Origin of the sequence: Pseudomonas xanthosomatis, assembly GCF_019139835.1 — a bacterium.
Taxonomy (GTDB): Bacteria; Pseudomonadota; Gammaproteobacteria; order Pseudomonadales; family Pseudomonadaceae; genus Aquipseudomonas; species Aquipseudomonas fakonensis.
Map to the genome: position 1 here is coordinate 782,894 of NZ_CP077075.1, position 25,343 is coordinate 808,236.

General features: G+C 64.6%; 20 protein-coding genes. 7 read left to right on the plus strand and 13 right to left on the minus strand.

The genetic code is table 11. From position 1 onward, the window contains the following. Positions 1 to 292: 292 nt before the first annotated feature. Positions 293 to 1,399: an agmatine deiminase gene (gene aguA, locus KSS93_RS03465; RefSeq protein WP_217887159.1), complete on the plus strand. Its 1,107-nt coding sequence runs from the start codon at positions 293 to 295 to the stop codon at positions 1,397 to 1,399. Positions 1,400 to 1,893: 494 nt separating this feature from the next. On the opposite strand, the gene KSS93_RS03470 is transcribed toward aguA, so the two are convergent. Continuing rightward, positions 1,894 to 3,978, minus strand: a complete 2,085-nt coding sequence (locus KSS93_RS03470; protein WP_217887160.1) for a TonB-dependent receptor — start codon at positions 3,976 to 3,978, stop codon at positions 1,894 to 1,896. A 507-nt stretch (positions 3,979 to 4,485) separates the two neighbouring features. Between KSS93_RS03470 and KSS93_RS03475 the strand changes: the two genes are divergently transcribed. After that, positions 4,486 to 5,787, plus strand: a complete 1,302-nt coding sequence (locus KSS93_RS03475) for an OprD family porin (RefSeq protein WP_217887161.1) — start codon at positions 4,486 to 4,488, stop codon at positions 5,785 to 5,787. 229 nt (positions 5,788 to 6,016) lie between these two features. On the opposite strand, the gene KSS93_RS03480 is transcribed toward KSS93_RS03475, so the two are convergent. The 5 genes from KSS93_RS03480 to KSS93_RS03500 all read right to left on the minus strand — a co-directional run bounded on the left by KSS93_RS03480 (position 6,017) and on the right by KSS93_RS03500 (position 10,623). Then, positions 6,017 to 6,268 carry a YfhL family 4Fe-4S dicluster ferredoxin gene (locus KSS93_RS03480; protein ID WP_011531711.1) on the minus strand — a complete coding sequence of 84 codons (252 nt, stop codon included), beginning with the start codon at positions 6,266 to 6,268 and terminating at the stop codon, positions 6,017 to 6,019. A gap of 121 nt (positions 6,269 to 6,389) precedes the next feature. Continuing rightward, positions 6,390 to 6,869 (minus strand): pantetheine-phosphate adenylyltransferase, encoded by a 480-nt coding sequence (gene coaD, locus KSS93_RS03485; RefSeq protein WP_217840800.1) that lies wholly within the window; start codon positions 6,867 to 6,869, stop codon positions 6,390 to 6,392. Between the two features lie 111 nt (positions 6,870 to 6,980). Then, complete coding sequence (locus KSS93_RS03490; protein WP_217887162.1) at positions 6,981 to 8,579, minus strand: GMC family oxidoreductase; 1,599 nt, start codon at positions 8,577 to 8,579, stop codon at positions 6,981 to 6,983. Positions 8,580 to 8,699: 120 nt separating this feature from the next. Further along, the gene (locus KSS93_RS03495) at positions 8,700 to 9,185 is read right to left on the minus strand and encodes a twin-arginine translocation pathway signal protein (protein WP_217887163.1); all 486 of its coding nucleotides are present in this window, start codon (positions 9,183 to 9,185) and stop codon (positions 8,700 to 8,702) included. Between the two features lie 13 nt (positions 9,186 to 9,198). Next, positions 9,199 to 10,623: a coniferyl aldehyde dehydrogenase gene (locus KSS93_RS03500; protein WP_217887164.1), complete on the minus strand. Its 1,425-nt coding sequence runs from the start codon at positions 10,621 to 10,623 to the stop codon at positions 9,199 to 9,201. Positions 10,624 to 10,793: 170 nt separating this feature from the next. Between KSS93_RS03500 and KSS93_RS03505 the strand changes: the two genes are divergently transcribed. Both KSS93_RS03505 and KSS93_RS03510 read left to right on the plus strand, forming a co-directional pair. Then, positions 10,794 to 11,459: a TetR/AcrR family transcriptional regulator gene (locus KSS93_RS03505; protein WP_217887165.1), complete on the plus strand. Its 666-nt coding sequence runs from the start codon at positions 10,794 to 10,796 to the stop codon at positions 11,457 to 11,459. A gap of 35 nt (positions 11,460 to 11,494) precedes the next feature. Beyond that, entirely contained in the window at positions 11,495 to 12,349 is an 855-nt protein-coding gene (locus tag KSS93_RS03510) for a sulfurtransferase (protein WP_217887166.1), read from the plus strand. A gap of 125 nt (positions 12,350 to 12,474) precedes the next feature. Here KSS93_RS03510 and KSS93_RS03515 read toward each other — a convergent pair whose 3' ends face one another. The 7 genes from KSS93_RS03515 to KSS93_RS03545 form a co-directional block, all read right to left on the minus strand. Next, positions 12,475 to 13,722, minus strand: a complete 1,248-nt coding sequence (locus tag KSS93_RS03515) for an IS256 family transposase (RefSeq protein ID WP_217884661.1) — start codon at positions 13,720 to 13,722, stop codon at positions 12,475 to 12,477. Between the two features lie 908 nt (positions 13,723 to 14,630). Then, entirely contained in the window at positions 14,631 to 15,623 is a 993-nt protein-coding gene (locus tag KSS93_RS03520) for a hydrolase (RefSeq protein ID WP_217887167.1), read from the minus strand. Between the two features lie 60 nt (positions 15,624 to 15,683). Then, entirely contained in the window at positions 15,684 to 17,042 is a 1,359-nt protein-coding gene (locus tag KSS93_RS03525; protein ID WP_217887168.1) for a M16 family metallopeptidase, read from the minus strand. Next, a complete protein-coding gene (locus KSS93_RS03530) occupies positions 17,035 to 18,315 on the minus strand; it encodes a M16 family metallopeptidase (protein WP_217887169.1) in 1,281 nt (426 codons plus the stop codon). Before KSS93_RS03530 ends, KSS93_RS03525 begins: the two co-directional genes overlap by 8 nt. A 94-nt stretch (positions 18,316 to 18,409) precedes the next feature. Continuing rightward, on the minus strand, positions 18,410 to 19,003 hold the full coding sequence (gene rsmD, locus KSS93_RS03535) for a 16S rRNA (guanine(966)-N(2))-methyltransferase RsmD (RefSeq protein WP_217887170.1): 594 nt from the start codon (positions 19,001 to 19,003) through the stop codon (positions 18,410 to 18,412). Further along, positions 19,003 to 20,496, minus strand: a complete 1,494-nt coding sequence (locus KSS93_RS03540; protein WP_217887171.1) for a M16 family metallopeptidase — start codon at positions 20,494 to 20,496, stop codon at positions 19,003 to 19,005. Before KSS93_RS03540 ends, rsmD begins: the two co-directional genes overlap by 1 nt. Then, on the minus strand, positions 20,489 to 21,844 hold the full coding sequence (locus KSS93_RS03545) for a M16 family metallopeptidase (RefSeq protein WP_217887172.1): 1,356 nt from the start codon (positions 21,842 to 21,844) through the stop codon (positions 20,489 to 20,491). Before KSS93_RS03545 ends, KSS93_RS03540 begins: the two co-directional genes overlap by 8 nt. 233 nt (positions 21,845 to 22,077) lie before the next feature. Between KSS93_RS03545 and ftsY the strand changes: the two genes are divergently transcribed. The 3 genes from ftsY to ftsX are packed head-to-tail and all read left to right on the plus strand — an operon-like array spanning position 22,078 to position 25,270. Then, positions 22,078 to 23,577 (plus strand): signal recognition particle-docking protein FtsY, encoded by a 1,500-nt coding sequence (gene ftsY / locus KSS93_RS03550; RefSeq protein ID WP_217887173.1) that lies wholly within the window; start codon positions 22,078 to 22,080, stop codon positions 23,575 to 23,577. Continuing rightward, positions 23,574 to 24,245, plus strand: coding sequence for a cell division ATP-binding protein FtsE (ftsE, locus tag KSS93_RS03555; protein WP_011531723.1), 672 nt, complete (start codon positions 23,574 to 23,576; stop codon positions 24,243 to 24,245). The genes ftsY and ftsE overlap by 4 nt, the downstream gene beginning before the upstream one ends. Then, complete coding sequence (ftsX, locus tag KSS93_RS03560) at positions 24,242 to 25,270, plus strand: permease-like cell division protein FtsX (RefSeq protein ID WP_217887174.1); 1,029 nt, start codon at positions 24,242 to 24,244, stop codon at positions 25,268 to 25,270. The genes ftsE and ftsX overlap by 4 nt, the downstream gene beginning before the upstream one ends. The last annotated feature ends 73 nt before the right edge of the window (positions 25,271 to 25,343 follow it).

Consider the following 25,343-nt stretch of genomic DNA (forward strand, 5'->3'; position numbering starts at 1 on the left):
CGCGGGCAAGCCCGCTCCCACAGGGATCGCTCCAGCTTTGAGAGATTGAGCAGACAGTTGCTCCTACAAGACTTGCATCGCTCCCATGATCACCCCTTTGAACTGAATATCGATTGATATCGGCTTTAATGTGGCCTTATAAGAAAATATTTTCTTAATCGCTATTTAAAGCCGATATTTATCGGTTGTAATATCGACTTCCTCACCGCCTGCCTATACTGGCAGGCCTGCTCGCACCCTATTCGTTCAACGACCTGGCGCCCCTGGCCCCGGGCCTTCGCAGAGGTTACCCATGAAGACCCTCAATTCGACCCCGCGCGCCGACGGCTTCCACATGCCCGCCGAATGGGCCCCGCAAACCCAGGTCTGGATGGTCTGGCCGGAGCGCCCGGACAACTGGCGCCTGGGCGGCAAGCCGGCGCAGGCGGCCCACGTGACCCTGGCCAAGGCCATCGCGCGCTTCGAGCCGGTCACCGTGGCGGTGTCCGCCGGGCAGTACGAAAACGCCCGTCGCCAACTGGGCATGCCCAACATCCGCGTGGTCGAAATCAGCAACGACGACGCCTGGGTACGTGACACCGGGCCGACCTTCGTGATCAACGATCACGGCGAAGTGCGCGGCGTGGACTGGGGCTTCAATGCCTGGGGCGGCTTCGATGGCGGCCTGTATGCGCCATGGAACCGTGATGAAGAACTGGCCGCCAAGGTCATGGAAATGGAACGCGTGCAGCGCTACCACACCGAGGGCTTCGTGCTCGAGGGCGGCTCGATCCACGTCGATGGCGAGGGCACCCTGATCACCACCGAGGAATGCCTGCTCAACCGCAACCGCAACCCGCACCTGAACCGCGAGCAGATCGAAGAGGTGCTGCGCGAGCACCTGGCGGTGGACACCATCATCTGGCTGCCGGACGGCCTGTACAACGACGAGACCGACGGCCACGTCGACAACTTCTGCTGTTACGTGAGCCCGGGCGAAGTGTTACTGGCCTGGACTGATGATTCCAACGACCCCAACTACGCGCGCTGCCACGCGGCTTTTGAAGTGCTGAAAAACAGCCGCGATGCCAAAGGGCGCGAGTTTGTGGTGCACAAGATGCCCATCCCCGGCCCGCTGTTCGCCACCGAAGAAGAATGCGCCGGTGTCGACCAGGTAGCCGGCAGCCAGGAGCGCGACCCTTCGGTGCGCCTGGCCGGCTCCTACGTGAACTTCCTGATCGTCAACGGCGGCATCATTGCGCCGAGCTTCGATGACCCGGCAGATGCGCAGGCCAGAGCCATCCTGGCGAAGATCTTCCCCGACCATGAGGTGGTGATGATCCCAGGCCGCGAGCTGTTGCTGGGCGGTGGCAACATCCACTGCCTGACCCAGCAGCAACCGGCGCCCGCCAAGCGCTGAACCCTGGCAAAGCAAAAGCCCGTCCTTGTGACGGGCTTTTTTGTGGGCGACGACGGGCTGCAGGGCAGGATGGCACACCTCTTGTATTGTTTTTTCATTGTGTTTCAGCGGGATAGGTCTACGCCGTTCTGTAACAAACCTTACGTAAGTTAGCCGCTCACGGGCCTAGGGAGTGCGTGTGGAAATGAATGCAGCAAGTGAGTCGGCTATGCCCCCATCGGCAGTAAACCATGAATCGCTCAAAATTCTGGCGCAGTGGCTTAAGCACCATGGAAGCATCCGGGTCAGGACGACCGACCCACGACGTCTGCTGAATGGGCGATACCCTCAGGGGCTGATCAGCGATGCAGAGCTCGATGCGCTGCTGGCTGTGTGGCACTGAAACGGGACGCAGCCTTTGCGTAAAAAAACGCCAGCGCATTTGCGCTGGCGTTTTTGTTTGCCCGCCGTGACGCAGGCCGCTCCTACAGGGCGCGCGTGTCTGGCGCGGGCAATCAGAAGCTATAGCTCCCGGTCACCACCAGGTTGCGCGGGTCGCCGAACTGGATCTGCGCCGCACTGGTGGCCGAGCTGTAGTAGGTCTTGTCGGCGATGTTGTTCAGCGCCGCACGTACATCCCAGTCGCGGGTGCGGTAACCGGCCAGGGCATCCCAGCGGCCATAGCCCGGCAGCTTGATGGTGTTCTGGTTATCGGCGAAACGCTCGCCCACCAGGGTCAGCCCGGTTTCGGCGTACCAGCCAAGCTCAGGCTTCCAGGTCACGAACAGGCTGGCGTTGCGCCGGGCCACGTCGTTGATGCGGTTGCCTTCCTGGCCGTTGTTGTCCTTGACGATGGTGGCGTCCTGCAGGCCGATGCCGCCGCGCACGTACCAGTTGCCCACCACGTGGCCGTTGGCGGTCAGTTCGATGCCGCGCGAGCGCTGCAGGCCCGACAGCAGGGTGATGGTCGGGTCGTTCGGGTCGCGGGTGCGGCGGTTGTACAGCTCCAGCTCGTAGATCGCCAGGGTGGTGGTCAGGCGCTCGTCGAGCCAGTCGCTCTTGACCCCGATCTCCTTCTGCCGTGTCTGCTCCGGGGCGGTCTGGTTGGTGTTGCCGGCCGCCCCCGGGGTGATGCCGATCAGCCCGCCGCCCACCGGCGAGTAGGTCTTGCTCCAGGACGCGTAGAACGAATGTTCGCGCCACGGTGTATAGACCACCCCCAGGCGCGGGCTGACGCTGTTGTCGTCCTGCTTTTCGCTGAGGCCGCGCAGCCTGTTGGTGGTCTCTACCTCGAACTGGTCGAAGCGCACGCCGGCCAGCAGTTGCCACTGCTCGTTCAGGCGAATCTGGTCCTGCAGGTAGACGCCGTGGCTCTCGACCACGGTGTGGTTGTTGCTGGACACCAGCATCGGGCCGTTGTGTTGCAGGCCGCGGTCGGGGTTGTTCAGGTCAACCAAGGGTACCGTACCGTTGCGGGCGCTGCGCAGCACCGGGTCGCGGCGCTGGTTGCCGAACTCCAGGCCCAACAGCAGGGTGTGCTCCAGGCCCCAGGTGGCGAAGTCGCCTTCGGCCTCGAGGTTGTTGAACAGGTTGCGGGTGTGCAGGTCCTGCTGCCAGCGCTGACGGGTGACCCGGTTGGTGCGCGGGTTGTAGGCGGTCTGGTAGGTGTTGTCGAACTCGCTGTCGAGCTTGAACAGGCCCAGGGTGTGGCGCAGCTGCCAGTGCTCGTTCAACTGGTAGTTCAGGCGTGAGCGCAGCGACTCGGCGCGGTCGTCGATGTAGTCGCGCTGGGTATCGCCGTACGTTGTACTGCGGCTGACATCCGCCGGGCGCCCGGTCAGCGCGTTGCCCGGGATGCCGCGGTCGGGGGTGCGGTTGTAGCGGCTGTACTCGTACTGCACCAGCCAGTCCAGGTCGGGGCTCAGTTGCCAGCGCATGGACGGGGCGAACAGCTGGCGGTTGCCGTCGATGCCGTGGCGCAAGCTGTTGCTGTCCTCGTTGCCCATGTTCAGGCGCAGGCTGAGGGTGTCGCTGGGGTCGGCGCTGAGGTCGGCATAGAGGCTGCGCAGGTCCTGGCTGCCGGCCTGGGCCTCGATGCTCGAGCGGCGCCCATGCTCGGGGGCCTTGCTCACCCGGTTGACGATACCTCCCTGGCTGCCACGGCCATACAGCACGGCAGCCGGGCCCTTGAGCACCTCGACCCGCTCGATGTTGTGCAGGTCGCGGGTGTACTGGCTGTCGTCGCGGATGCCGTCCAGGTAGAAGTCGTTGCTGGCGTCGAAGCCGCGGATGCGCAGGCTGTCGAAGCGGGTATCGGCGCCGCTGCTGACGTTGGGTATGCCTTCGAGTGCCTTGCCCAGGCTGCTGTTGCCGTAGTCCAGGGCGGTGCGCGCCTTGACCGTATCGATGGCCTGGGGCACGTAGCGCACCGGCGTCGAGGTGCGGGTTGCGGTGCTGACTTCGCGCACGCGGGGGTTGTCTTCCTCGCGTTCGGTGTCAGCGGTTACCGAGGTTTCCGGCAGGGTGGTGGCAGCACTGGCCAGGCTGGCGCCGAGCAGCAGCGTAAGGCCCAGGGGTGATAGGTGGCGGGGGGCAGGCATTGCAGGTGTCCGGATAGTGGGATGAGAAACCGGCGCGGATGTTAATGCGATGTATTCGCTATTGCATGCCTATTTGTAAAGCCTTGTCTTTACATATGTATCCACTTGTAACGTGGATCCCGTTCGAAATCGCTCATCGCTAGCGCTTTTTCCCGGCCTGTGTCTGTCAGGCGTATATGACAGCTGTGCGGTTTTTTTCTGCAATTCATGAAAGAGATAAAAATGCGCTGACTCAGGGCATTAAGGCGTGAAAATGCACTATCACTGACCTAGTTTTTGGTTATATCAACCTGCAATTCACGATTTTTTGACATGTATAAGCAGGCACGGATAGGATTCGGCCTCTACGCCTGCTGGCCATGACCTGGCCATGAGGCTCAAAGGCGCGCCGCAGACACTCTGCAGGCCTTTGAGCCGGATCCGCATAGCGTCGAACCTACGAAGGGGCGTTGGTTCCTGGCGTTTTTATGCAGCGCGTTTTTGAACTAGCAATAAGGAAAATAAACAATGTTGAAAACCAGGATCAGCCTGGTCGCCCTGGCGATGATCGCCGCGACCCAGGCACAGGCCAATGAGCAGGCCGAAAGCAAGGGCTTCATCGAAGACAGCCACGCCAACGTGCTGCTGCGCAACGCCTACATCAACCGTGACAAGAAGCACGGTACCGATGACCAGATCGAATGGGGCCAGGCTTTCATCGGCAACTTCTCCTCCGGCTTCACCCAGGGCACCGTCGGTGTCGGCGTCGACGCATTCGGCCTGTACGCCGTGCGTCTGGATGGCGGCAAGGGCCACAACGGTGGCGGTGGTGTCGACTTCTTCAAGCCGCACAACACCAAGAACGCCGATGGCAACGCCAGCAGCCCGCACGACCTCGCCCGTGCCGGCGCCGCGGTCAAGTTCCGTATCTCCAACACCGTGCTCAAGTACGGTGACCAGATGCCGGCCCTGCCGGTGCTGAACTACGATGACGGCCGCCTGCTGCCAGAAAGCTTCACCGGTACCCTGATCACCTCCAAGGAGATCAAGGGCCTCGAGCTGAACGCCGGTCGCTTCACCCAGGAAGCGCGCAAGAGCGCCGAAGGGCGTGACAGCGGCGGCCTGAAGTCGATCAACGTGCTCGGCGGCAGCTACAAGTTCACCGACAACTTCACAGCTTCCCTGTACACAGCCGACAACGAAGATGTGATGAAGAAGCACTACCTGGGCCTGAACTACGTCTTCCCGATCGCGGCAGACCAGTCCCTGACCCTGGACTTCAACGGCTACAAGACCGACATCGACAAGAAGTTCGTGCGTGACGCCGAGCTGACCGGCGACTCCAACACCATCTGGAGCCTGGCGGCGACCTACGCCTACGGCCCGCACTCGTTCACCCTGGCGCACCAGCGCAGCACTGGCAACACCGGCTACAACTACAGCGGCTACCAGAGCGCTGGCGGTGTGGGTGACGGCGGTTCGACCATCTACCTGGCCAACTCCTACTGGTCCGACTTCAACGCCGAAGACGAGCGCTCCTGGCAGCTGGGCTACGGCCTGGACTTCGGCGCCTTTGGCGTGCCGGGCCTGACCTACAAGGTCGCTTACGTGGTGGGTGACAACATCAACACCCGTGGCTTCGGCGAAGGCAAGGAGCGCGAGATCTTCAACCAGGTGCGTTACGTGGTGCAGGAAGGCCCGGCCAAGGACCTGTCGATCAAGCTGCGCAGCTCGTTCCTGCGTACCAACACCGCAGTTCGCCAGAGCGAGTACAACGACGACGGCAACGAAGTCCGCGTGTTCGTCGAGTACCCGATCAGCATCTTCTGATACTGACCTGGCGTCTCCAGCAACCCCGGCCTTGGCCGGGGTTGTTCGTTTCTGGCTCTGCAAAGGTGGCACTGTTCGTGCGGGAGCAGCTGTCTTGGGCTGCCTTAGCCGGCCTGCTCGCCGGCAAGCCGGCTCCTGCAGGTGCAGCGCAGGCCTGAGGCTAATGCGACCCGTGTGTGCGCGGGGGAACGGCAGCTTGTCGTCATCACCTTGGTGCGCGGGAGCGCTGTCAGGCCTTGCCGGTGATGCGGCGGTACTTGGCCATCAGCTCGTCTTCGGTCTCGGGGTGGGCTTCATCCAGAGGAATGCAGTCAACCGGGCAGACCTGCTGGCATTGCGGCTCGTCGTAGTGGCCTACGCACTGGGTGCACAGGTTGGGGTCGATCACGTAGATCTCTTCGCCTTGCGAGATGGCGGCGTTCGGGCACTCGGGTTCGCAGACGTCGCAGTTGATGCAATCGTCGGTGATGATCAGGGACATGGGGACTCCGGCCGGGGCGTCGGGCCCGGGCATGTTTCAAAGCGATGTGCGCAATTGTGCCGCATTCGGGCCCGCAGTGCACGCGGGCGCGACCAGCAGGCCGCGCCGTTGCGGCTAAAGCTTACTTGCGAAAGCGCTCGGTCAGCGCATCGGCCACCGCCGGGTGGACGAACTTGGTGATATCACCGCCCAACGCTGCGATTTCCCGCACCAGCGTCGAGGAAATGAACGAATAGCGCTCGGAGGGGGTGAGGAACAGGCTTTCGACGTCCGGGGCCAGTTGGCGGTTCATGTTGGCCAGCTGGAATTCGTACTCGAAGTCGGACACCGCGCGCAGGCCGCGCAGGAACACGTTGGCACCCTGTTCCTTGGCGAAATGCGCCAGCAGCGAGGAGAAGCCGATGACTTCGACATTGGGCAGGTGCTTGGTGACCTCGCGGGCCAGCTCGACCCGTTGTTCCAGCGGGAACAGCGGGTTTTTCTTGGGGCTGGCCGCCACGGCGATGATCACGTGGTCGAACAGCCGCGAGGCGCGCTCTACCAGGTCGCCATGGCCTTTGGTAATGGGGTCGAAAGTACCCGGGTACAACACTCGGTTCATCGCGTCTTCCTGGCTGGAGTGCGTTGGGGACTCGGATGGTAGCGCAGCGACTGCGCCCGGCCAAGTCGTGCGGCCGCCCGATGGCACTATAGACAGGGCATGCGCGGGCTGTCATGCCCCGGGTGCCAGGCGGCCGAGCAGCCCATCGCTGAGCCGTGCGGCCAGGGCATACACCGACAATTGCGGGTTGGCGCCAATGCTGGTGGGGAACAGCGAGCCATCGTGGATCGACAGGTTGGCCAACTGGTGGTGCCGGCCGAGGCTGTCGCAGACCGCCTGGCGCGGGTCTTCGCCCATGGCGCAGCCGCCCATCACGTGGGCGCTGCCCAGGCGCATGCGCAAGGTGTCCAGGGCCAGGCCGTCGATCATCGCCTGTGCCCGCTCGCCGCTTGCGGCATAGCCAGCGTCGCCGTGGACCGGCATCACCTGGCGGGCGCCTGCGGCGAACTGGATCTGCGCCATGCTGTGCCAGGCCCGGCGCAGGCCGTCACGCAGGTAGTCGTTGACGGGGTAGTCGAGCACCGGCGAGCCGTCGCCGCGCAGTTGCACCTGGCCGCCCTGGCTTTGCGGGTGGAAGCCGTCGCGCAGCAGCGCCAGCATCACGTGGGTGTGCGGCAGTTCGGCCATGCGCAGGGCGTTGCCGCGGCCATGACCGCCGAGCAGGGTGCTGGCCAGAGCCGGGTGCAGCGGCGGTACCTCCAGCTTGTAGCCCACCGGGCCGTCGACGCCGTGCTGCCACTGGAACTGGTCGCTGTAGATCGATTGCGGTGCGCCGTAGTAGGGGTCGATTTTTTCCTCGAACTGCGCGGCGCTGAAGTTCACCAGGTGCAGGAAGGTGCGTTTGCCCAGGCGTTGGTGCGGGTCGGGCGCCTGGGAGCGCAGCAGCAGGGCCGGGCTGTTGATGCCGCCGCCGGCCAGTACGTAGTGGCCGGCCTGGACCCGGATTTGCCGGCCGGTCGGGTGCACGCCCTTGGCGTCCAGGGCCTGGCAATGCAACTGCGAGATGCGCTCGCCGTCATGGCTCAAATGCATCGCGCGGGCCAGGTAGAGCAGTTCGCCGCCGTGCTCGAGGGTTGCCGGGATGCTGGTCACCAGCATCGACTGCTTGGCGTTCACCGGGCAGCCCATGCCGCAATAGCCCAGGTTCCAGCAGCCGCGCACGTTGCGTGGGATCACCGCCCAGCGGTGGCCGAGGGCTTCGCAGCCGCGGCGCAGCACGTCGTTGTTGGGGTTGGGCGGCATGGCCCAGGGGCTGATGCCCAGGCGCTGCTCCATGCGCTCGAACCAGGGCGCCATGCTGGCCTGGTCCAGGCCCTTCACCCCGTGCGCCTGGGCCCAGTGCTGCAGGGTTTGCGCCGGGGTGCGGAAGCTCGAGGTCCAGTTGACCAGGGTAGTGCCGCCCACCGCCCGGCCCTGCAGGATGGTGATGGCGCCGTCCTTGCTGAGCCGGCCGAGGCCCTCCTGGTACAGGTCGGCGTAGGCTTCGCTTTCCAGCAGGTGGAAGTCGCTGCTGGTCTTCAGTGGGCCTTCTTCGATCAGCAGCACCTTCAGCCCGGCAGCGCTGAGGATTTCGGCCGTGGTGGCGCCGCCTGCGCCGCTGCCGATGATGGCGACGTCGGCCTCAAGGGCCAGGTCCTGGTCCAGGCGCGAGCCATCGTGGGTGATCCAGCCTCGTTCGAGGCCTTGGCGAAACGGGTCGGGGACGGGCATCGGGACGGTATTCCTCATGGAGAAACGATAGGTGGCTGGCCTGGCAAGAACCCTGTAGCCGGCTTGCCGGCGATGAGGCCGGTACAGCCAGCCCAAGGCAGTTGCCCCTACGCAAAACCCTCAGATTTTCGGCGGGCCTGGGTAGCCGCACGCAGCCCAGGCTTCGGGCCGTTCATACCAGGCCATCAGCAGCAGTTGCAGCAGCGACGCATGCCCCTGGCGCAGCATTTCCAGTGAACTGGTCCGCCAGCGCTCAAGAAACGCCTCGACCTGCTTACTGCTCGCATTACCCCAGCTACCCCACACCCCGGTCAGCGGCCCGCGGGTCACCGGCAGGCTGAGCACGTCGAGCAACTGCCGGGTGAGCTTGAGCATGGCCGGCGATAGCGCCGCGACTTTGCCGTCGAGGCTGCTCAGCACTGTTTGAACGCTAGCCTGGGTGCCCGCCAGCACCATGGGTATCAAGGCTTCGAGCAACGGCAGGTCGTCATCGCGCAGCACCTGGTAGCCGGCTGCGGCCTGCTGCTTGCTGCAGCCGACCAGGCTGGCGGTACCGAGGAACAGGCTGGCGCCCAGGCTGAATTTGAGCAGCTCGCGTCGTTGCATGGGCAGCCCCTTTTCAACGGATGAACAGCTTGTACACCAAGCGTTGCAGGGCTTTGCCGTAGGGCGGGTAGATCAGCCGGGCGGCGTTCAGGCGCTGCTTGGCCAGCACCGCCTTGGCCTTGCTGAAGGTCTGGAAACCCTCGCGCCCGTGGTAATGGCCCATGCCCGAAGGGCCGATGCCGCCGAACGGCAGGTCGTCCTGGGCCACGTGCAGCAAGGTGTCGTTGAGGCAGACGCCGCCGGAGTGGGTGTCGCGCAGCACCCGCGCCTGCTCGCTGCGGTCGTAGCCGAAGTAGTAGAGCGCCAGCGGGCGAGGGCGCTGGTTGATGTAGGCCAGTGCTTCATCGAGGCTGTCGTAGGGCACCAGAGGCAGCAGCGGGCCAAATATTTCTTCCTGCATCACCTGCATGTGCTCGTTCACCTCCAGCAGCAGGTGTGGCGGCAGGCGCCGGCCCTGGCGGGGCTGGTCAGGGTACAGGTCGCGCACTTCGGCGCCTTGTTCGCGGGCATCGCTCAACAGCCGCTCCAGGCGCTCCAGCTGGCGCGGGTTGATGATCGCGCTGTAGTCGGGGTTGTCGGCAACGCGTGGGTATAGCCGGTGCACTGCCTGGCGGTAGGCCTCGGCGAAGGCGCCCAGGCGCTCGCGGGGCACCAGCACATAGTCGGGGGCGACGCAGGTCTGCCCGGCGTTGAGGGTCTTGCCGAAGGCGATGCGCTCGGCGGCGGTGGCCAGCGGCACGTCCTGCGAAACGATGGCCGGCGACTTGCCGCCCAGCTCCAGGGTCACCGGGGTGAGGTTTTGCGCTGCGGCCAGCATTACCTGGCGGCCGACGCCGGTGGCGCCGGTGAACAGCAGGTGGTCGAACGGCAGGCGGGCGAAGGCCTGGCCCACCTGCACATCGCCCAGCACCACGCTCACCAGGTCTTCGGGGAATACCTGCCCCAGCATCGCCTTGAGCGCTTGCCCGGTAGCCGGGGTGGCTTCGCTGAGCTTGAGCATTACCCGGTTGCCGGCGGCCAGGGCGCAGGTCAGCGGGCCGATGGCGAGAAACAGCGGGTAGTTCCACGGCACGATGATGCCCACCACCCCCAGTGGCTGGTACAGCACCCGTGCGCTGGCCGGCTGGAAGGCCAGGCCGGCGCGGCGCTTGGCAGGGCGCATCCAGCGCTGCAGGTGGCGCTCGGCATGGCGCAGGCCCTGCACCGATGGCAGCAGTTCGGCCAGCAGGGTTTCGTCCGCACTGCGCCCGTCGAAGTCACGGTCGATGGCTTCAATCAGTGCCTGCTGCCCGTTCACCAGCGCTTGGCGCAGGCTTTTCAGCCACTGCCGGCGCTGCGCAGCGGGTGGCATGGGGTGGCTGGCAAAAGCCCGGTGCAGGTCGGCGAACGTCGCCTCCAGGCCGAGGTCCGAACAGACAGGGGGCAGGGTCGAGGTCATGGCGCGGGCACCGGCGATCAAAGGTGAATAGAGCCTATACTCTAATTCGCTGCCCGGTGAGGGGTTTTTCCGCCCAACCTGCGGACTTTTACGCAGCCTTCACCTGACGCATCGCGGTGGCAAACCGTATGATGCCTACTTGACCGTGAGCCTGGAGACTGGAGCTGAGCATGGCCCCGCGCATCAAGACCCGTGAGCGCATCGTGCAGAACAGCCTGGAGCTGTTCAACCAGCAGGGCGAGCGCAGTGTCAGTACCAACCACATCGCCGCGCACATGGAAATTTCGCCCGGCAACCTCTACTACCACTTCCCCAACAAGCAGGCGATCATCGCCGTACTGTTCAGCCAGTACGAAGAGCTGGTCGACAGTTTTCTGCGCCCGCCCCAGGGCCGTGGCGCCACGGTCGAGGACAAGCGTTTTTATTTGAAAGCACTGCTGGCGGCGATGTGGAACTACCGCTTCCTGCACCGCGACCTCGAGCACCTGCTGGACAGCGACCCCGAGCTTGCCGCGCGCTACCGGCGTTTCTCGCAGCGCTGCCTGCAGCAGGGCCAGGCGATCTACCGTGGCTTCGTCGAGGCCGGCATCCTGGCCATGGACACCACGCAGATCGAATCGCTGACCATCAACGCCTGGATCGTGCTGACGTCCTGGGTGCGTTTTCTCAGCACTACCCGCGAGCATTCCGCGCACCTGGGTGAAGAAGCCTTCAAGCGCGGCGTCTATCAGGTGTTGGTGCTGGAGCTGGGTTTCGTTACGCCCGGCTCGCGCGTCGCGGTCGACAGCTTGTGCGACGAATTCCACATACCCTTCAACCAGGCGCTGGAGCACTGAGCCGGCGCCCTTGAGCCACCCATCAGGAGATTGTCATGCCCCTTGCGCAACTGATCACCCCGCAGCAGCTGGCCGAGCGCCTGGATGCGCCTGGCCTGGTGATCCTCGATTGCCGTTTTGCCCTGGAAGACGTCGACTATGGTCAGCGCAGCTATGCCCTGGGGCATATCGCCGGTGCGCATTTCGCCGACCTTGAGCGCGACCTCAGCGGGCCGGTGGTCAAGGGCCGTACCGGGCGGCACCCGCTGCCTGAGCCTGGGCACTTGGTCGAGCGCCTGCGTGAGTGGGGGGTAGATGCCGACAGTGAAGTGGTGCTGTATGACGACGGCCCGGGCGCGTTTGCCGCGAGGGCCTGGTGGTTGCTGGCGTGGTTGGGCAAGCGCGACGGCGTGTTCATTCTGGATGGCGGCCTGAAGGCCTGGCACGCGGCGCACCTGCCATTGAGCCTGGACCCGCCGGTGCGCCGCGAGGGCACCTTCAGCGGTGAGCCGGACATGAAATTGCTGATCGATGCCCAGCACCTGGCCAAGCGCCTGGACGACCCGGCGATGACCTTGCTCGATGCCCGGGCGTTGCCGCGGTTTCGCGGTGAAGTGGAGCCGATCGACCCGGTGGCCGGGCATATTCCGGGGGCGCAGTGTGCGGCGTTTACCGACAACCTGGGGGCGGATGGGCGGTTTTTGCCGGCCGAGCAGTTGGCTGCGCGGTTTGCCGAGAAGCTGGGTGGGCGTGAGCCCGAGCAACTGGTGGCTTATTGCGGGTCGGGGGTGACGGCTTGCCATAACCTGTTTGCCCTGGCGTTGGCGGGGTATCCGTTGGGGCGGTTATATGCGGGGTCTTGGAGTGAGTGGATCAATGATTCTTCGCGGGGGGTTGTTAAGGGGGATTGAGTGGGGGACGTTGGTTGTTTGGTTGTTTGGTTTGTGTTGGAAGTTGGATGCGCATTCATTATTGGGAGTGTCAGTTTTTTTGTGTGCGGGCCGGTAGCGGCCTGCCGTCAAGCAGGCCCTGATTTTCACCAGGTTGGCCTGATGAATCGATCCCCGTACAAAATCGCGAATTGATTCATCGCACTTTTCCAATCATGCGCCGCTGAGCCCCAGTTCGCCGTGATGTTTCTCAGACCCAGCCAGATCAGCTTGGTGGCTGCTTCATCGTTCGGGAAATGACCCCGGGTCTTGATGATCTTGCGCAGCTGGGCATTGATGCTTTCGATGGCATTGGTGGTGTAAATCACTTTCCGGATGGCCGGCGGGAAGACAAAGAAGGGGATCACTCGATCCCAAGCGCGTCTCCAGGCCGCAACGACCGTTGGATATTGCTTGCCCCAAGGCCCACTTTCAAACTCATCGAGCGCCTGCTCAGCCGCTTCGGCATTGATGGCCTGGTAGATCGGCTTGAGCGCCTTGGCCAGTGCCCGCCGCTTGTCCCAGGCTGCAAAGTCCAGGCTGTTGCGGATCAGGTGGACGATGCACGTCTGTAGCGTCGTCTCTGGAAACACTGCGCTGAGGGCCTCTGGCATGCCTTTAAGACCATCGGTCACGGCAATAAGGACATCGTCGACACCTCGCGTCTTGAGGTCGTTGAACACCTTCATCCAGAACTTCGCACCCTCGGTGTTCTCAATCCAGATGCCCAAGATATCGCGCGTCCCGTCCGGCAGAACGCCCAGCGCCAGGTAAATGGCCTTGTTGCGCACCAGGCCTTCCTCACGGATCTTCACCCGCAATGCATCAAAGAAAATGACCGGGTACATAGGCTCAAGCGGCCGCTGCTGCCACGCGCCGATTTCTTCCATGACCTCGGCGGTCACAGAGCTGATGAAATCGGGTGAAACATCCGTCCCGTACTGCTCGGACAAAAAGGCGCGGATCTCTCTGACCGTCATCCCACGTGCATACATGGCGATGATCTTGTCATCGAAACCGGTGTAACGCCGCTCATGCTTGGGAATCAGAATGGGCGCAAAACTGCCGTCTCGGTCACGGGGGATATCCAGCCGCAATGGGCCGTCCCCGGTTAAAACAGTCTTGCCACTCTTGCCGTTACGTTGATTGGTTTCATCCTCTGGGCGCTGCGCGCCCGGCGGATAACCCAGGTGATGGCCCAGCTCGGCACTCAGGGCGCGTTCGATCAGGGCCTTCTTGAACGCCGCAGAGGCATCCTCGATAGCTTCGGCAGTCATCAGGCCCTCACCGAACTGCTCTAGCAGCTCTTTGGGGATTTGGGGCAGGTCACGCAGGGGTTTCTTTTTGGTTGGCATACATGCACCTCTTACTCATGTTATGCCCGAACACAAAATTTCTGACACCCTCTCATTATTTGTATTGACGCTTATTCACCTTTCCGCCCTTACGGCGGCTTACTTTTGTCTTGGCAAAAGTAAGCAAAACCGCTCGCTCCCATCATCCGGCCCCTGCGCTTCGCTCCGGGGTTCCCTCACTCCGGGCTTGCTCCGGGGGTACGCGCCGACGGGCCGTCCCTGGCCCGATCGGCGCTCGACCGGCATCCATGCCGGTCGCCCCCCTACGCAATCCCTGCGTTCGGCCTCCTGAAGTCGCGAAGTTAGGGGCGGCGCCTGTAAGTACGCAGCTCGGTCGCTAGTTGCCACCGTGGGACCTCAGGATTTAATCGCGGGGCAAGCCCGCTCCCACGCTAGAACTTGGTGCGCACAACTAACGTGAGAACGGGCTTGCCCCGCGATTGCGTCAGAACAAACATCACATCAATAACAATTAAACCAACATCCCAGCTCTTGATCTGGCTCTTGATCTGGCTCTTGATCTGGCTCTTGATCTGGCTCTTGATCTTGCTTCTAAGCGCGCAATAGCCCAGGCAACACAAATCGCGACTTCAGGAGGCCGAGCGTAGGGATTGCGTAGGAGGGCGACCGGCATGGATGCCGGTCGAGCGCCGATCGGGCCAGGGACGGCCCGTCGGCGCGTACCTCCGGAGCAAGCCCGGAGCGAGGGAACCCCCGAAGCGCAGCGTAGGGGGCCGGATGATGGGAGCAGGCGGTTTTGCTTACTTTTGCCAAGACAAAAGTAAGCCGCCGTAAGGGCGGAAAGGTGACGAAAAGCGCATATCGTCAACGAATGCGCATACATCTCCCAAAGCAATCACCCTAAAGCCCCGAACCCGAACCCGAACCCGAACCCGAACCCGAACCCCTTACCCCCCACCCATCAAAAACCCAGGAATCCGCCGCTCCAGATAATACCCAGGCCTACGCAAACTCCCCTCGACAAACCCCACATGCCCACCCCGCTCAAGCAGCTCAAGCCGCGTCTGCGCCGCCAGTTCATCAGCGCCGGGTACGCTATGCCCAAACACAAACGGATCATCGCTGGCCTGAATGATCAAGGTCGGCGTGCGATTGCCCCCCAGGTAATACCGGCTGGACGCCCGCCGATAATAATCGTGGGCATCGCGAAACCCGTTGAGCGGGGCAGTCACCTTGCCATCGAAGTCCCAGAACGTGCGCAGGTTGCGCAGCGGCCCCAGGCGCTCGATCTCGGCCAGGCGCTCATGGTGCCCATGGGCAAGGAAATGCCGCTGCTTGCTCTGCACATAGGCCAGCATCTCGCGCATGAAATGCGCCTGATAAACCCTGGAAAACCCAAGGCCAATGCGGTCTGCGCACTGGTCCAGGCGAAACGGCACCGAAACCGCCACCGCCGCTTCCAGCTGGCTCGCCGAGCCACTTTCGCCCAGGTACTTGAGCAGGATGTTGCCCCCCAGCGAATAGCCGACCGCATACAGCGGCGCCAGCGGGCGCTTGGCGCGCAGATGGCGGATGGTCTCGGCCAGGTCTTCGCTGGCACCTGAGTGGTAACTGCGCGCCAGCAGGTTCGGCTCGCCCGAGCAGCCGCGCCAGTTCACCGCGACACTTGCCCAGCCCTGGGTTTGCAGCGCCTGCTGCAAGCCTTTGACGTAGGGCGAGCTGGAAGAGCCGGTCAGCCCGTGCAGTACCAGCACCAGCGGTGCGTCGACCTGGTGCGGGCCATGCCAGTCGAGGTCGAGAAAATCACCGTCGGCCAGCCATAGCCGCTCGCGCTCGCGGGCAAGCTCCGGCAGCTTGCGCCATAGCGGGCCCCACAGGGTTTGCAGGTGCGGGTTGGAAAGGCCGGTGGCCGGGCGAAAGGGGGCGGTGAGGCTGGGCATGCTGGGCGGCTCGTGATTTGCCCGCCTAGAGTGCCATGAAACACCGCCCCTGTACCTGCGCTATTGGTCGGGCACCGGCGCCAGTGCGGCTTGCGCGACGCTGGGCCCGACGCTGACCCTCACCAAGCGGTTCAAGTCGAGGTTCGACAGGCTCAGCTCGCGTACCTGCCGTGGGCCGATCGCGGCCAGCCGAGGCAAGTAGGTGTTCAGGTGATCGTCTGGCAGCCCCTGGTGGCCCAGTTCGGCGAGCAGCTCAGCCAGGCGGCCGTTCTGGGCGATGTTGCGCACCAGCAGCCCTGCGATCTGCTGGCGGGCATGGCTCAGTTCGGCTTCGCTCGGCCCTTGGCGGATGAACGCCTCCAGCGTTTCACGTACCAGTACCACAGAAGCCTCGACTTGGTCCGAGGCCACGTCCCATTGCACCACGAACAACGCGCCGCCTTGTAACGGTCGCAGCTTGGCGCGCACGTCATAGGTCAGCCCGTGACGCTGGCGCAGCACCTGCATCAGGCGGCTCTGCGGCCCCGCGCCCAGTACCTCGCAGGCGAGCACCAGGCTCAAGTATTCGGGAGCCTCGACAGATATTGCGACAGGAAGTGCCAGCGCGACCGTATTGCTTGCGCCGCCTTGCTCGATATGAATCTTGCCGGGCCGTGATTTGGGGAGTGTTGGCAACTGCGCCGCACGCCAGCCTTGCGGCAGGGCTTGGCTGAGTTGCTCGGCGATGGCCTGGGCCTGGCCTTGCGGCAGGTCACCCACCAGCACCATTTGCAGGTTGCTCGCTGCATAGGCCATGCGGTGGAACGCCTTCAGATCGTCACGGCCAGTAGCCCCCACGCCCTCTGTGCTGGAGCCCTCGGGCAAGCCGTAGGAGTGGCCTTCGAACAGGTATCGGTAGACCTCGCCGATCACCCGGGTGGGCGCCTGGGAGCGGCGGCTGGCGTGCTCGGCAAGCAGCTGCCCCTTGACCTTTTTCAGGGCCTCGGCGGGAAAGTCCGGGCGGGCGACCAGGTCGGTGAACAAGGCAATGGCCGGTTCGAGGATGCCCGGCGCGCTGAGTGTGCGCAGGCTTAGTTGGGCGTAATCGAGGCGAACACGTTTGTCCACCACGGCCCCTAGCCGCTCAAGGCGATCGGCGTGCTCGAGGGCGCTCAGGCCTGCGCTGCCTTCATCCAGGTTGTACAGGGTCAGCGCAGCGACGCCGCTGTGGTGAGTATCCTGAACGCTGCCGGCCCTGAAGCGCAGGGTCAGGTCGACCATTGGCAACCCGCGTGCCTCGACGAAGCTTACCTGCGTGCCAGCGCTGGTTTGCCAGGACTGAACCCGCGTGTCGATGGGTGTTGGCGCTTGCAGGTCCAGGCCTTGGGCGCTGAGCAATCGGCTCGCCAGGTCCAGTGACAAGGGCGTGTGGTCAGTCATCAGCATTCTCCTGGCCGTGCATCAAGGTGGTGGTCATGCGTGCTTCGTGCAGGTACTGCGCCGCTGCCTGGCGCACCTGCTCGGCAGTCACGGCTTGCACGGCCTGGCGCTCGGCGCCTATCAAGGTGGGGTCGAGCCCGCTGGCTGCACGTTGGCCGATGGCATGGGCCTGTCCGGCGATGTCGTCCTGGGCGAATACCTGTCTTGCCAGCAGGCGGGCCTTTGCCCGGGCGAGCTCGTGCGCTTCGGGCGGGTTTTGCCCCAGCGCGCCGAGTGCGTCGAGGATGCGCTGTGCAACGGCGTCGGGGGTGGTGGCCCCGGCGTTTGTGAAGGCGTAGATGTTGATGAGGCTGTCGCCCCGTTTGAGCGGGTCATAGCCGCAACTCAAGGCCTGGAGCAGGTTTTCCTTGTGCAGCAGCTGTTGTTTGAGACGGGCGCTGCTGCCTTTGGCGAGCAAGTCAGGGATCAGGGCCAGGGCCATTTGCGGGTTGGCGGCAGTGGCTGCGCTGGGCACGTTGAAGCTCATCAGCAAGCCTTCGCGTAATCCGCGCTGGCGTATGACCAGGCTGCGCCTTGAGAGCCCGGCGCCTGCCCTGGGGGGCTCGGTGGCGGGTAGCGGTTGGGCAAGGATGGCGGTGAAGTGGCGGCTGACCAGGGTTTTCAGGCGCTCCAGGCTTACGGCGCCAGCCACGGCTAGGGTCGCGTTGTTGGGGTGATACCAGTCCTGGTACCAACTGCGGGCCGCTGCCGGGGTCAGGCGCTGCAGGTCGGCCAGGTGGCCGATGACAGGGTTGGCGTAGGGGCTTGGGCCATGGGCCAGGCTGTTATGCCGCTCCAGGGCAAGCGCTAGCGGGTAGTTGTCGACCTGGCTGCGGCGTTCGGCCATGACCACCTTGAGTTCACGCTCGAACGGCGCTGTTTCGAGGGTTGCGCTGGCCATGGCGTCGGCCATGGCTTCCAGGCCGATTTCCAGGCGGTTGGCGGGCAGGGTGAGTGGGTAGACCGTGGCGTCATCGACGGTGAAGGCGTTCGGTGCGGCGCCGATACGGGTCATCAGGGCCGAGTACTCGCCGGGCGCCAGCTTGCTGCTGCCCTCGAACATCAGGTGTTCCAGCATGTGCGAAAGGCCAGTCTGGCCATCGCGCTCGTGGCTGGCGCCGACGTGGTACCACAGCTGTGCACTGACCAGCGGGGCGCGGTGGTCTTCGCGAAGGTACACCTGCAGCCCGTTGGCCAGGGTGAAATGGTGCAGTGAAGCGGGTGGAAGGCTCATGACTGAAACGCTCCGGTGTTTGGAGCGGAGCAGTTTCAGTCTTGAGCGGGGCTTGCCCGTGGTAACTATCTACCGGACTACCGAATGGCTGGCCTCAGCCGCGCTGCCACAGGGCGTAGTGCACCTGGCCGGTCTTCTTCTCGCGGTGCAGGCGCCAGTTGCCGGGCATCGGCAGGGTGGACGGGGCGGCCTCGCTTTCGGTGTAGACCCACGCTTGCTCGCGCAGCCACTGGCCCTGTTCCAGCAGGTTGCAGGTGTCGGCCAGCAAGTCCTTGTGGAAGGGCGGGTCGAGAAACACCACATCGAACTGCTGCTTGGTCGGGCCTTGCAGGTAGCGCAGGGCGTCGGTCTGCAGAATCTGCCCACGTGGGCAGCGCAGCAGTTCGAGGTTGTGCTTGAGGTTGGCGATGGCGGCCGGGTTGCTGTCCAGCGCCACGGCATTCTCGGCGCCGCGGGACAGCGCCTCGAGCACCAGCGCGCCACTGCCGGTGAAGGCGTCGAGCACCTGGGCGCCTTCGATGTAGGGCGCCAGCCAGTTGAACAGGGTTTCGCGCACGCGGTCCGGGGTGGGGCGCAGGCCTTCGCCTTCGGGCACCGCCAGGCGGCGGCTGCGCCACTCGCCGGCGATGATGCGCAGCTGGCCTGCCCCTTTGCTGGGGGCCGGGTTGGGGGTGGAGGGTCGTGCCATCAGTGCTCCGGTACACCGAGCGGTTGCTCGGCGGGTTTGTCAGTGGGGGCAGGCAGCGGCTTCTGCTCGACCTTGGGGCCGGCGGTGACGATCACCAGCTTGTCTGCCGCCAGGTGCTTGTTCATGGCCGCCTTGACCTGCTCGACGGTCAGCGCCTGGGACTGCTGCATGAAGTCTTCCAGCCAGGTCAGCGGCAGGTTGTAGAAACCGATGGCGCCCAGTTGCCCGACGATGCTGGCGTTGCTGGCATTGGACAGCGGGAAGCTGCCGGCCAGCTCGCGCTTGGCGTCGTCCAGCTCCTGCTGCGTGGGGCCGGTTTTCAGGTAGTCGGCGAGGATGCTTTGGACCAGCTTGAGGGTGCCTTCGCTGAGCTCGGCGCGGGTCTGCAGGTTGATCATGAACGGGCCGCGCACCTGCATCGGGCTGAACACCGAGTACACGCCGTAGGTGAGGCCGCGCTTCTCGCGCACTTCGCTCATCAGCCGGGTGCCGAAGGCGCCACCGCCAAGGATCTGGTTACCCAGCGACAGTGCGGCCCAGTCCGGATCGTTACGGTCGATGCCCAGCTCGGCCAGCATCAGGTGGGTTTGCTTGCTGGGGAAGTCGATGTGGGTCACGCCCGGTTTCGGTTCGACCGGTTGCACCGGCTTGGCCAGTGCCGGGCCCTTGGGCAGGCCGGCGGACACCTGGGCGGCGATGGCTTCGGCCTCGCTGCGGCTGAGGTCGCCGACCAGTGCGATCACCACGTTGCCGGCGGTGTAGGCCTTGGCGTGGAAGGCGCGCAGTTGCTCCAGGGTGATGCCGGGAATGCTTTGTGCGGTGCCGTCGCTGGGGTGGGCGTAGGGGTGGTTGCCGTACAGGTTGGCGAACAGTGCCTTGCCGGCGATCTTGCCGGGCTGCTGCTTTTCATATTCGAAGCCGGCCAGCAGTTGGTTCTTGATGCGCTTAAGGGCATCTTCGGGGAAGCTCGGCTTGCCGACCACCTCGGTGAACAGCTTGAGCGCCGGCTCGCGCTTGTCGGCGGCACTGAGGCTGCGCAGCGAGGCCACAGCCATGTCGCGGTACGAGCCGTTGCCGAAGTCGGCACCCAGGCCCTCGAAGCCCTCGGCAATGGCGGTGACGTCCTTGCCGGCCACGCCCTCGTTGAGCATCGCGTTGGTCAGGGTGGCCAGGCCTGGCGTGGCGCCATCCTGGCTGCTGCCGGCGGCGAAGGTCAGGCGCAGGTCGAACATCGGCAGCTCGCGGGCTTCGACGAACAGTACCCGGGCACCTTCGGCGGTGGCCCAGTTTTGAATGTTCAACTGGCGGCGGCTGGGGGCCTTGCCGTCCAGTTCGGCCAGCGACTGCAGCGAGTTGGCCGGGCGTGCGGCGCTTTGCGCCTGGCTGGTGTTTTCGGACTGGGCCGGGCGCGCCAGCAGCAGGGCGGCGCCTACCACTGCGGCGATGAGGGTCAGGCCGAACAGGGTATAGCGGGGTGCGCTGCGATCACTCATGAGCGGACTCCTCGGGCAGTACGTGGGCAACGCTCAGGCGTTCGCGGGTGAAGTAGGTGCGGGCAGCGCTCTGGATATCTTGCGGGGTGACGCGCTTGAGGTCGTCCAGTTCGCTGTCGATGAGTTTCCACGACAGGCCGACGGTCTCCAGCTGGCCGATGGTGGTGGCCTGGCTGCTGATGGAGTCGCGGTCGTAGACCAGGCCGGCGATTACCTGGGCGCGCACGCGCTCGAGTTCTTCGGCGGTTGGCGGAGTGTTCTTGAGCTCGTCGAGCAGTTGCCACACGCCTTTTTCGACGTCGGCGAGGGTCTTTTGCTTTTGCACGTTGGGGGTGGCGGAGATCAGGAACAGGCTGTCGCCGCGGGTGAAGGCGTTGTAGCTGGACGAGGCACCTGCCACCAGCTCCTGGCCGCGCTCCAGGCGTGCCGGCATGCGCGCGCTGTAGCCGCCGTCGAGCAGGGCCGAGATCAGGCGCAAGGCGTTGACCGTGCGTGGGTCCTTGGCGGTGGCCATGGCCGGCACGTTGAAGCCGTAGATCAGGCTCGGCAGCTGGGTGCGCACGTGCAGGGTCAGCTGGCGCTGGCCGGGCTCGGCCAGTTCCAGCGGCAGTTTGCTCGGCGGCACGGCGCGCTTGGGGATGGGGCCGAAGTACTTCTGTGCGAGGGTTTTCACCTCGTCAGGGGTAACGTCACCCACCACCACCAGCGTTGCGTTGTTCGGCGCGTACCAGGATTCGTACCAATGGCGCAGCTCTTCGACCTTCATGCGTTCGAGGTCGGCCATCCAGCCGATGGTCGGGGTGTGGTAGCCGCTGGCCGGGTAGGCCATGGCGCGGAACAGCTCGAAGGCCTTGGCGCCGGGCTGGTCGTCGGTGCGCAGGCGGCGCTCCTCCTTGATGACCTCGATTTCACGGCTGAACTCGTCGGCCGGCAGGCGCAGGCTGGCCAGGCGGTCGGCTTCCAGCTCGAAGGCCACCGGCAGGCGGTCGCGGGCCAGCACCTGGTAGTAGGCGGTGTAGTCGTCGCTGGTGAAGGCGTTCTCTTCGGCGCCCAGGTCACGCAGGATGCGCGAGGCTTCGCCCGGGCCAACCTTGGCGCTGCCCTTGAACATCATGTGCTCCAGGGCATGCGAGAGGCCGGTCTGGCCGGGTGTTTCGTAGCTGGAACCGACCTTGTACCAGATCTGCGAGACCACCACCGGGGCGCGGTGGTCCTCGCGCACGACCACTTTCAGGCCGTTGTCGAGGATGAATTCGTGGGTGGGTTGCACATCGGCGGCCAGGGCCGCAAGCGGCAGGCACAGCGTGCCGAGCAACAGGCCAGCGGCGCGGCGGGCTAGAGCATTCATACGGTGTTTAACCTGTTCGGCGGCCCGCTTGGGTTTAGCGTCGGCGGGCCAGGAGGTGCTAGGATACTGATCCGGTTGCCTGGCGACCATGCCTGCCGCCGTTCTGGCCCGCAGGTCCTTACGACAAAACGTTGCGCATGAACCAGCCGGATACAAAGTAGTCTGTTCTGCGTGAGTGAGAATTCCCGATGTGCCGCTGCTGGCCCATCGCTACCCTGAGATAGCCGTCTTCCATGTTTGGTTCCAACGACGACAAAAAAGCGCCGGCCGCGGCTGGCGAGAAGAAAGGCCTGTTCAGCTGGTTCCGCAAGAAGCCGGAACAAACAGTCGCCGAACAGCCACAAGCCCCCGAAGCACAGGCCCCGGAGCCGGTTGCGCCGCAGGTTGCCGTCGAGCCGTCCGCTCCGGTCGAGCCTGTTGCACCGGTGGTCCAGGCGCCTGAGTCTGAGCCGCCTGCGCCTGAACCGGTGGCGTCTACCCCTGAGCAGACGCCAGCGCCCGAACCGCTGGTATCCGAGCCGCTGCAGTTGCCTGTGGTCGAGCCTGCTCCTGCTGCAGAGCCCGCAGGTGTCGTGCCTGCCGAGGTTGCGCCAGTCGAAGCCGCGCCAGCACCGGTAAGCAACCTGGTGCTGCCGGTGGCCGAAGAGCCGGTTGCCCTGGTACCGGACCTGGAACCCAAGGCGCCGCCTGCCATCCCGGAGCGCCCGGCTGTCGAAGCTGCGGCCGAGCCAGGGCCTGCCGTTGCGGTCGAGGCAGAAGTGGCACCTGTCGCCGCTGCGCCGGTGCCTGCCGAAGCCGCCAAGACCGGCTTCTTCGCCCGCCTCAAGCAGGGCCTTTCGAAAACCAGCGCCAGCATCGGCGAGGGCATGGCCAGCCTGTTCCTGGGCAAGAAGGCCATCGACGACGACCTGCTGGATGAAATCGAAACCCGCCTGCTGACCGCTGACGTGGGTGTCGAGGCCACCTCCGCGATCGTCCAGAACCTCACGCAGAAGGTCGCCCGCAAGCAACTGGCCGACGCCGATGCGCTGTACAAGTCGTTGCAGGACGAGTTGGCCGCGCTGCTGCGCCCGGTCGAGCAGCCGCTGAAAATCGAGTCGCAGACCAAGCCCTACGTCATTCTGGTGGTCGGCGTGAACGGCGCCGGCAAGACCACCACCATCGGCAAGCTGGCCAAGAAGCTGCAGCTCGAAGGCAAGAAGGTCATGCTGGCTGCCGGCGACACGTTCCGTGCCGCTGCGGTGGAGCAATTGCAGGTGTGGGGCGAGCGCAACCAGATCCCGGTGATCGCCCAGCACACCGGCGCCGACTCGGCCTCGGTGATCTTCGACGCCGTGCAGGCCGCCAAGGCCCGTAACGTCGATGTGCTGATCGCCGACACCGCCGGGCGCCTGCACACCAAGGATAACCTGATGGAAGAGCTGAAAAAGGTCCGTCGGGTGATCGGCAAGCTCGACGTCGAGGCGCCCCACGAGGTGCTGTTGGTGCTCGATGCCGGCACCGGGCAAAACGCCATCAGCCAGGCCAAGTACTTCAACCAGAGTGTCGAGCTGACTGGCCTTGCCCTGACCAAGCTCGACGGCACCGCCAAGGGCGGGGTGATCTTCGCCCTGGCCAAGCAGTTCAACATTCCGATCCGCTTCATTGGTGTGGGCGAGGGTATCGACGACCTGCGCACTTTCGAGGCCGATTCCTTCGTCAAGGCGCTGTTCGCCGAGCGAGAGCCTGCATGATCCGATTCGAACAGGTCGCCAAGCGCTACCCCAACGGCCACGTCGGCCTGCACGAGCTGAGCTTTCGGGCGCGCCGTGGCGAGTTCCTGTTCGTCACCGGCCACTCCGGCGCCGGCAAGAGCACCCTGCTGCGCCTGCTGCTGGCCATGGAGCGCCCGACCAGCGGCAAGCTGCTGCTGGCCGGCCAGGACCTGGGACAGATCAGCAACGCGCAGATCCCGTTCCTGCGCCGGCAGATCGGCGTGGTGTTCCAGAACCACCAGTTGCTGTTCGACCGCACGGTGTTCAACAACATCGCCCTGCCCCTGCAGATTCTCGGGCTGTCCAAGGCCGAAATCGCCAAGCGCGTGGATTCGGCGCTGGAGCGCGTATCGCTGAGCGACAAGGGCGAGCTGTTCCCGGCCGACCTGTCCACCGGCCAGCAGCAGCGGGTCGGCATTGCCCGCGCCATCGTCCATCAGCCGGCCCTGCTGCTGGCCGACGAACCCACCGGTAACCTCGACCCGCGCCTGGCGGCCGAAATCATGGGCGTGTTCGAAGATATCAACCGCCTGGGCACCACGGTTTTGATCGCCAGCCACGACCTGGCGCTGATCGCACGCATGCGCCACCGCATGTTGACGCTGCAACGCGGCCGCTTGATCGGCGATGGGGAGGCCGGGCAATGAGCACCATACGTACACCAAAGGTTTCCGAGCGCGTTGCGCCCAAGGCCGCCGACCCGCAGCCGGCGAAGAAAAAACGCGGCGAGCCTGACGACGACGGCCCGGATTTTCGCACCCTGCTGCACGCCTGGCTGGAAAGCCACCGTGCCAGCCTGGCCGACAGCCTGCGCCGGCTGGGCAAGCAGCCGATCGGCAGCTTCTTCACCTGCCTGGTGATGGCTGTGGCGCTGAGCATGCCCATGGGCCTGTCGCTGCTGCTGAAGAACGTCGAGAAGCTCGGCGGTTCGTGGCAGCGCGCGGCGCAGATTTCGCTGTACCTCAAGCTGGATGCCAGCAGCCGCGACGGCGAGGCCCTGCGCGACGAGATCAGGGGCATGGCCGGTGTGGCCGAGGCCCAGTACGTCAGCCGCGAGCAGGCGCTGGAAGAATTCCAGCAGCAGTCCGGGCTGGGCGAGGCGCTGCGCGAATTGCCGGACAACCCGTTGCCGGGCGTGGTGGTGGTGACCCCGACCGAGGTCGACAAGCCGGCCCTGGAAGCCCTTCGTCAGCGCCTGGCGGAGCTGCCACGGGTCGAGGCGGCGCAGCTGGACCTGGTGTGGGTGGAGCGCCTGGCGGCCATCCTCAAGCTCGGTGACCGTTTCGTCTTCGGCCTGGCGGTGATGCTGATTTCTGCCTTGCTGTTGGTAATTGGTAACACCATTCGTCTACATATCGAGAACCGCCGTGTCGAGATCGAAGTGATCAAACTGGTGGGCGGTACCGACAGCTACGTGCGCCGGCCTTTCCTCTACATGGGGGCGCTTTACGGCCTGGGCGCCGGCGTGCTTGCCTGGGGCATCCTGGCGTTCGGTCTGAACTGGCTCAACGACGCGGTGGTGGGGCTTTCCGGCCTGTACGGCAGTGATTTCTCGCTGGGTGGGGTGCCGGGCTCTGACGGAGTTTCCCTCTTGATCGGCGCGGTATTGTTAGGGTATATCGGTGCATGGATCGCAGTGGCACGCCACCTCAACGAGCTTGCCCCGCGATAATGTTTGTTCGCCAGCATTGACTTTTTTCATTCAGGAACTTGTTTCGCGGTTCCGGGTCTATGCTGGCAGTGCC

Coding starts and splice junctions, on each gene's coding strand:
- KSS93_RS03505 (WP_217887165.1), top strand. CDS start 10,794: ATGGCCCCGCGCATCAAGACCCGTGAGCGCATCGTGCAGAACAGCCTG.
- KSS93_RS03470 (WP_217887160.1), bottom strand. CDS start 3,978: ATGCCTGCCCCCCGCCACCTATCACCCCTGGGCCTTACGCTGCTGCTC.
- KSS93_RS03540 (WP_217887171.1), bottom strand. CDS start 20,496: ATGAGTGATCGCAGCGCACCCCGCTATACCCTGTTCGGCCTGACCCTC.
- KSS93_RS03490 (WP_217887162.1), bottom strand. CDS start 8,579: ATGCCCGTCCCCGACCCGTTTCGCCAAGGCCTCGAACGAGGCTGGATC.
- KSS93_RS03500 (WP_217887164.1), bottom strand. CDS start 10,623: ATGACCTCGACCCTGCCCCCTGTCTGTTCGGACCTCGGCCTGGAGGCG.
- KSS93_RS03495 (WP_217887163.1), bottom strand. CDS start 9,185: ATGCAACGACGCGAGCTGCTCAAATTCAGCCTGGGCGCCAGCCTGTTC.
- KSS93_RS03545 (WP_217887172.1), bottom strand. CDS start 21,844: ATGAATGCTCTAGCCCGCCGCGCCGCTGGCCTGTTGCTCGGCACGCTG.
- KSS93_RS03515 (WP_217884661.1), bottom strand. CDS start 13,722: ATGCCAACCAAAAAGAAACCCCTGCGTGACCTGCCCCAAATCCCCAAA.
- KSS93_RS03480 (WP_011531711.1), bottom strand. CDS start 6,268: ATGTCCCTGATCATCACCGACGATTGCATCAACTGCGACGTCTGCGAA.
- KSS93_RS03525 (WP_217887168.1), bottom strand. CDS start 17,042: ATGACTGACCACACGCCCTTGTCACTGGACCTGGCGAGCCGATTGCTC.
- aguA (WP_217887159.1), top strand. CDS start 293: ATGAAGACCCTCAATTCGACCCCGCGCGCCGACGGCTTCCACATGCCC.
- KSS93_RS03530 (WP_217887169.1), bottom strand. CDS start 18,315: ATGAGCCTTCCACCCGCTTCACTGCACCATTTCACCCTGGCCAACGGG.
- KSS93_RS03475 (WP_217887161.1), top strand. CDS start 4,486: ATGTTGAAAACCAGGATCAGCCTGGTCGCCCTGGCGATGATCGCCGCG.
- ftsY (WP_217887173.1), top strand. CDS start 22,078: ATGTTTGGTTCCAACGACGACAAAAAAGCGCCGGCCGCGGCTGGCGAG.
- ftsE (WP_011531723.1), top strand. CDS start 23,574: ATGATCCGATTCGAACAGGTCGCCAAGCGCTACCCCAACGGCCACGTC.
- ftsX (WP_217887174.1), top strand. CDS start 24,242: ATGAGCACCATACGTACACCAAAGGTTTCCGAGCGCGTTGCGCCCAAG.
- KSS93_RS03520 (WP_217887167.1), bottom strand. CDS start 15,623: ATGCCCAGCCTCACCGCCCCCTTTCGCCCGGCCACCGGCCTTTCCAAC.
- coaD (WP_217840800.1), bottom strand. CDS start 6,869: ATGAACCGAGTGTTGTACCCGGGTACTTTCGACCCCATTACCAAAGGC.
- rsmD (WP_217887170.1), bottom strand. CDS start 19,003: ATGGCACGACCCTCCACCCCCAACCCGGCCCCCAGCAAAGGGGCAGGC.
- KSS93_RS03510 (WP_217887166.1), top strand. CDS start 11,495: ATGCCCCTTGCGCAACTGATCACCCCGCAGCAGCTGGCCGAGCGCCTG.